Origin of the sequence: Cesiribacter andamanensis AMV16 (genome assembly GCF_000348925.1) — a bacterium.
Lineage (GTDB): Bacteria > Bacteroidota > Bacteroidia > Cytophagales > Cyclobacteriaceae > Cesiribacter > Cesiribacter andamanensis.
In genome coordinates this window covers 1-6,069 of the sequence record NZ_AODQ01000189.1, presented here as the reverse complement: position 1 = coordinate 6,069, position 6,069 = coordinate 1, and the positions used below count along the sequence as shown (strand labels likewise).

The 6,069-nt window shown below is 55.2% G+C and carries 4 protein-coding genes; 1 reads left to right on the top strand and 3 read right to left on the bottom strand.

Annotated elements, in window-relative coordinates; genetic code table 11:
• Nucleotides 1-30: 30 nt before the first annotated feature.
• The 3 genes from ADICEAN_RS19960 to rpoN form a co-directional block, all read right to left on the bottom strand.
• Nucleotides 31-1,305 (bottom strand): OmpA family protein, encoded by a 1,275-nt coding sequence (locus tag ADICEAN_RS19960; protein WP_009197477.1) that lies wholly within the window; start codon nt 1,303-1,305, stop codon nt 31-33.
• A 233-nt stretch (nt 1,306-1,538) separates the two neighbouring features.
• Nucleotides 1,539-2,270: a phosphatase PAP2 family protein gene (locus ADICEAN_RS19955; protein WP_009197476.1), complete on the bottom strand. Its 732-nt coding sequence runs from the start codon at nt 2,268-2,270 to the stop codon at nt 1,539-1,541.
• Nucleotides 2,270-3,715, bottom strand: a complete 1,446-nt coding sequence (gene rpoN / locus ADICEAN_RS19950; protein ID WP_009197475.1) for an RNA polymerase factor sigma-54 — start codon at nt 3,713-3,715, stop codon at nt 2,270-2,272. Before rpoN ends, ADICEAN_RS19955 begins: the two co-directional genes overlap by 1 nt.
• A gap of 266 nt (nt 3,716-3,981) precedes the next feature.
• Here rpoN and asnS point away from each other — a divergent pair, with 266 nt between their 5' ends.
• The gene (gene asnS / locus ADICEAN_RS19945) at nt 3,982-5,442 is read left to right on the top strand and encodes an asparagine--tRNA ligase (RefSeq protein ID WP_009197474.1); all 1,461 of its coding nucleotides are present in this window, start codon (nt 3,982-3,984) and stop codon (nt 5,440-5,442) included.
• The last annotated feature ends 627 nt before the right edge of the window (nt 5,443-6,069 follow it).

Below are 6,069 nucleotides of genomic sequence, written 5' to 3'. Positions count from 1 at the left end.
GGGGGATTTTTTTATACTCAGAAATAGCTACTACAACTTTATAAACTCGGCCCGGCGGTTGTTGGCCTTGCCTTCGGCGGTATCGTTGCTGTCGATGGGGAGCGTGGCCCCTTTGCCGTCGGTTTCCAGCCGGTTCTCGGCTATGCTGTATTCGGTGGCCAGCGCGGTTTTAATGGCCTGTGCCCGGCGGCGGGAGAGATCCAGGTTGGTTGCGGCAGCCCCATCGCTATCGGTATGGCCAATGATGCGGATGCGCAGGGAGGGATCTTCCTGCAGCACGGCGGCTATTTCACGGATCAGGCCGTAGGATTCTGGTTTTATTTTGTCGGAGCCCGAATCAAAGGTAATACCATGGGTCACAAACTTACCATCGGCGGCTAGTGCCTTGCGCATATCGGGCCGGCCCTCGGCCACCCGAAAGTTGCTCAGGTACACCTGGTACTCAGGATCTTCTTTTGCCAGGTGGGAATCCAGAAAGATCATGTTGCGTCCGGCCCCTTTTTCCAGCAGCTGGGGAATATCAAAGACCTTTTTTTCATTGATCCACATGCGGTAGCGGGTGCCGTTTACAGCAATGGCTACATGCATGGGGGTTCCCCGGTTCTCATAGAGCACATTATTGTTGAAGCTGTTGTGCACCTTGCTCTGGTTATCGGTAATGGAGAAGCTGGAGTAGTTAAAGCCCATGTTGAGTGTTGCCTTGGTTTCAGCAAAGCGCCAGGCGGCCATGGGGTTTTTATCGGCCTCTTCCAGCTGCACCAGCCGTATATCCACCTGGCCAAGCGAATGCCCCTCCGGCCCCAGCATGATCAGGTCAAACTCTACGGTATAATCGGCCGGTAAGGCAAAGCGCTTGTCGGGCGCATAGCGGGAGCTTTTGGAGAGCTGCAGCCACTGGCCGGGCAGCTCATCCAGCCGCACGGTCTGGCCCATGCCGTTGGTGAGCCAAAAGTCGGGAAACTCCCCAATGCGGCTGCTCATCAGGTCGTCATAGAAGAGCACCTTTGTGCCCGGCACAAAATCAAACTTGCTGTAGCTGGTTATGGCGGGCTTCCTGGGTGTGGCAGTGGCGGTAGCCCCTTCTTCGGGGGGAGTGCCTTCATCAGCTTCGCCCCGGCTGGAGGCATTTTTAGGATCTTTGCTTTCCTTACCTTCGGCAGAATCCAGGGCCTTGTCGATGGCTTTATCGACCTTTTGATTGGCCCGCTGGTTTACCTTGCTCTTGATGCGGTTTCCGACATTGATCTGGGCAGCCAGGCTAAGGGGTAAGCTTGCCATGAGAAGCAGAATAAGAAACTTTTTCATGCGGTATCGGGAAATGGGTGAAAAATAAGCGAATGACCTAGGGGACAGGCGCTTAGCCAAGGTACAAAAAATGAGGTACGAATAGTAAAAAGTAGCAGAATTTTGTGGATATATAGAATCGGTCTACTGTTGAAACAATAAACAGTGGCTGCAGAAAAGCAGCTCGGTAGGGGGTGCGCAGACCCTCTTCTGCCCAAGAGCGGCGCTACCACAGCGGGAGGGGGTATGAAGAGTTACAGCAGCAGGGGGTAGAGCCCGAAGACCATGCCCAGGCAAATGGCATAGCCTGCAAACCAGCCGGCCCATACCTCGGGCGGGCGGTGGTGGTTCAGGTACAGGCGGGCCCACATCACCCCTCCTGACAGAAACAGGAGCAGCGCCAGGGGGTACATCAGCTCCAGGGCCCGGTCGTAAAACAGCAGGCCGGTTACAAAGCCGCTTACCCCGCCAGCGGCCATGCCATGGGCGCTGATCTTCCAGTACAGGCTGATGATGGTAAGCAGCAGTAGGGTGGCCGTAATGCTGGTAAGGGCCAGGTTGATGAAGATGAGCTGGGGAAAGTTGCGGTAAAAAAAGCCGGTGATGATGGTGTAAAAGATGGAGACGAACAGGAAGGGCAGGCGGCGGTCCTGCCGGCGGGTCATGGTCAGGCTGGGAATATTGCCAAACAGCCGCATGGTAAGCACACTAAGGCCCGGAATGGCAAAGGTGGTGAGCACCAGCAGGCCCAGCAGCCGCCAGCGCAGCTCGGGCGAGCTGGCCAGCATCAGCTCGGGGGCAAACAGCAGCACCAGCGTAAACATAAGGCTGGGCAGGGGCAGGGGATGCATCAGCAGCGACAGGCCCCAGGCCAGCAGGTTCAGGGGGTCGCGCTGCCGGGCAGGGGGTACCGGCGGGGCCGGCTCCAGGGATAGGGGCTGTTCCTCCTGCGGATGATTATGCTGGGGATCGCTAGGGGTCAACATTACAATTCTTTACGCAGGCGGGCTACGGGTATGCCCAGCTGCTCCCGGTATTTGGCTACCGTACGGCGGGCAATCTGGTAGCCCTTGTCGTTGAGCATTTTTTCCAGTTTGTCGTCGGAGAGGGGCTTGCGCTTGTTTTCCCCATCGATCATCTCTTTCAGCACCTGCTTTACCTCCCGGCTGCTCACATCCTCGCCGGTATCGGTGGAGATGCCCTCGGAGAAGAAGTATTTCAGGGGCAGTATGCCAAACTCGGTCTGTACGCTCTTGCTGTTGGCTACCCGGGAGATGGTGCTGATGTCCATGCCCACCTGGTCGGCAATGTCTTTCAGGATCATGGGCCGCAGTTTGGTCTCATCCCCTTCCAGAAAATACTCGTACTGGTAGTCCATAATGGCGCCCATTACATTTAGCAGGGTGTGCTGGCGCTGGCGAATGGCATCAATAAACCAGCGGGCGGCATCCAGCTTCTGCTTCACAAAACTTACGGTCTCCTTCAGCTTCTTGTCCTTTTTATTGCCCCGGTCGTAGGCATCCAGCATATCGGCATAGGAGCGGCTGATGCGCAGGTCGGGAGCATTGCGGCCATTGAGGGTAAGCTCCAGCTTGCCGCTATCATTGGTGATGATAAAATCAGGCAGCAGGTACTGGGTGCGGTTGGTAGAGCCGGCAGCGGCCCCCCCTGGTTTGGGGTTGAGGCGGGTGATCACCTCGATGGCCGATTTCAGGTCTTCCTCCTCCTCCAGCCCCAGGCGGCGCAGAATTTTCTTATAGTGCTTTTTGGTGAATTCCTCAAAGTGATCTTCAATAAGGCGGGTAGCCAGCTGCACGGCCTCAGTGGGCTCTTTGCGGCGCAGCTGCAGCAGCAGGCACTCGCGCAGGTCCCGGGCGGCAATGCCGGGGGGGTCAAACTCCTGGATCTGCTGCAGGATCTGCTCCAGCTCCTCCTCATCGGTGCGCAGGTTCTGGGAGAAGGCCAGGTCGTTGGCAATGGCATCCAGCTCCCGGCGGATGTAGCCATCGGGCTCAATGCTGCCGATCAGCTGCCGGCCAATGGCCTCCTGCCGCTCATCCAGGCCCAGAAAGCCCAGCTGGGAAAGCAGCTGCTCGGTAAGGGTGCTGCCAGCGGCCAGGGGCATATCGCGCTCCTCCTCATCGCCGGGGCCATCGCCCTGCATCTTATAGCCGGCATAGTCATCGTCGCGCAGGTAGTCGCTTACGTCCAGCTCATCTTCGTAGCGCTCGCCCTCCTCAAACTCCTCCTCGGCGGAGGGGCTCTCGTCGGGGGCCTCGTCGGGGCCCTCTTCCAGGGCGGGATTGCTCTCCAGTTCCTCTTCGATCCTGGCATCTAGCTCAGCGGTTGGCACCTGCAGCAGTTTGATGAACTGGATCTGCTGGGGCGACAACTTCTGGGATAGCGTTTGGCTTAGCTTTAAGTTTTGCATATAAGCCCTTCTTCTCTAAAAATCTCTGCTAACTGGTAAAATTAGAAAAATCCTCTAGTTCTTCCGCATGCAGCGGCCCTGCAGCAGGCTATGTTTCTAAAATAAACGCGCTCTGGCAGCTGAGGCTATGTGGCTGCTCCCCTTTTTTTGGCTGGCAAAAGTAAATAGGGGGTGCTTCAGTTGTATATAAACGAATAGGGAGGGCTAAGTTTACCGAAATAAGCAAAGCTTTAGTAATATTGCAGCCAACAGAGAGCATAACCACCGTGGAAGGAACAATCGCAAGCAAACGCATCGAGATCAGGGACTTGCTGCAGGGCCAGCACACCGGCGCACAGGTAACGGCCATGGGCTGGGTGCGCAACAAGCGCGAGAGCAAGAATGTCTTTTTCTTTACCCTCAACGACGGTTCCTGCCTGCAGGCGCTGCAGGTGGTGGCCGATCCGGCCCAGACCCCTGAGGAAGTGCTGCGCAAGATCAGCGTAGGGGCTGCCCTGGCTGTAAGTGGCCAGCTGGTAGCCTCCCAGGGCAAGGGCCAGAGCGTAGAGCTGCAGGCTACGGACATTCGCATTCTGGGCGAGGCCGATCCGGAAAAATATCCCCTGCAGCCCAAAAAGCATTCGCTGGAGTTTCTGCGGGAGATTGCCCACCTGCGCATGCGCACCAATACCTTTGGCGCCATCTTTCGCATTCGCCACCACCTGCAGTTTGCCATCCACCAGTTCTTTAACGAGCGGGGCTTCTTTAACCTGCATACCCCCATCATTACGGCCTCCGATGCCGAGGGCGCCGGCGAGATGTTTCAGGTAACCACCCTGGACCTGAAGAACCCGCCCCGCACCCCCGAGGGCGAGATCGACTACAAGCAGGACTTTTTTGAGCGCTCCACCAACCTGACCGTAAGCGGGCAGCTGGAGGGCGAGCTGGGCGCCCTGGCCCTGGGCAAGATCTACACCTTTGGCCCCACCTTCCGGGCCGAAAACTCCAACACCAGCCGCCACCTGGCCGAGTTCTGGATGATTGAGCCCGAGATGGCCTTTTACGAGCTGGAAGACAATATGGACCTGGCCGAGGACATGCTCAAGTATGTGATCCGCTATGCACTGGAGCACTGCGCGGAGGATCTGGAGTTTCTGGCCCAGCGGGCCGAGGAGGAAGAGAAGCAGAAGCCCCAGCAGGAGCGCAGCGAGATGGGCCTGCTGCAGCGGCTGCAGTTTGTGCTGGAACACCCCTTTGAGCGCCTCAGCTATACAGAGGCCATCGAGATCCTGCGCAACTCGCAGCACAACCGCAAAAAGAAGTTTCAGTACCTCATTGAAGCATGGGGTACCGACCTGCAAAGCGAGCATGAGCGCTACCTGGTAGAGAAGCACTTTAAAAAGCCGGTAATCCTATACAACTACCCGGCCGCCATCAAATCATTCTACATGCGCCTGAACGAGGACGGCAAAACCGTAGGGGCCATGGACATCCTGTTCCCGGGCATTGGCGAGATTGTAGGCGGCTCGCAGCGGGAGGAGCGTTACCAGGAGCTGAAGGAGCGGGCCAAGTCCATGGGCATTGAAGAGGAAGCCATCGCCTGGTACCTGGAGACGCGTCAGTTTGGCACCGTACCCCACAGCGGCTTTGGTCTGGGCTTCGAGCGCCTGATGCTCTTCGTTACCGGCATGACCAACATCCGGGATGTGATCGCCTTCCCCCGCTTTCCCGGCAGTGCGGAGTTTTAGGGGCATAGATGTTGGAAGAAAGAAGTTAGTCATTGAAAAGGCAGTAGCTGAAGCAGCTATTGCCTTTTTGCATTTATGGTTGTAGCTTGTTAGGCAGAGCCAGTAGGGTATAACGGACTTAATGACTCTCCTGTCATTATCCTACCAGAATTGGATGCAAAATGACAAGTGATACAGAGTATATAGTAAAAAATGACAAGTCACTTGTCATTAGCTAGTAGTTGTGCTCAAATGAATAATGCTATGAAGCTGGACTTAATTCTTATCATTCCAATAGGAATATCAATACAACTAATCCTTTTATTTAGGAGGGACCTACTTACTGACAAGGTCGCTAGAAACTGGATATGGTTGATATCCGGAGTTCTGTTTATAATAGGACTACTACTTGCACGTAGATTTGGTGCAGAAATGAAGTCGCTACCTTTTTTAATGCTGCCTTTCCTATCTTTTATAATATTCAATGTCCTGTTAAAAATATATAGGACACTCTTTCACCAAGACCCAGTAGATACCTTTTATTCGATGGACTGGAAGTTAATGCGTTCAGGAATATTCAATTTCTTATACTGGGTATTAGGACTGTTAATTCCAGTATTCATCATTTATAAAATAATAATCTGAGCA

Coding starts and splice junctions, on each gene's coding strand:
- ADICEAN_RS19960 (WP_009197477.1), bottom strand. CDS start 1,305: ATGAAAAAGTTTCTTATTCTGCTTCTCATGGCAAGCTTACCCCTTAGC.
- ADICEAN_RS19955 (WP_009197476.1), bottom strand. CDS start 2,270: ATGTTGACCCCTAGCGATCCCCAGCATAATCATCCGCAGGAGGAACAG.
- rpoN (WP_009197475.1), bottom strand. CDS start 3,715: ATGCAAAACTTAAAGCTAAGCCAAACGCTATCCCAGAAGTTGTCGCCC.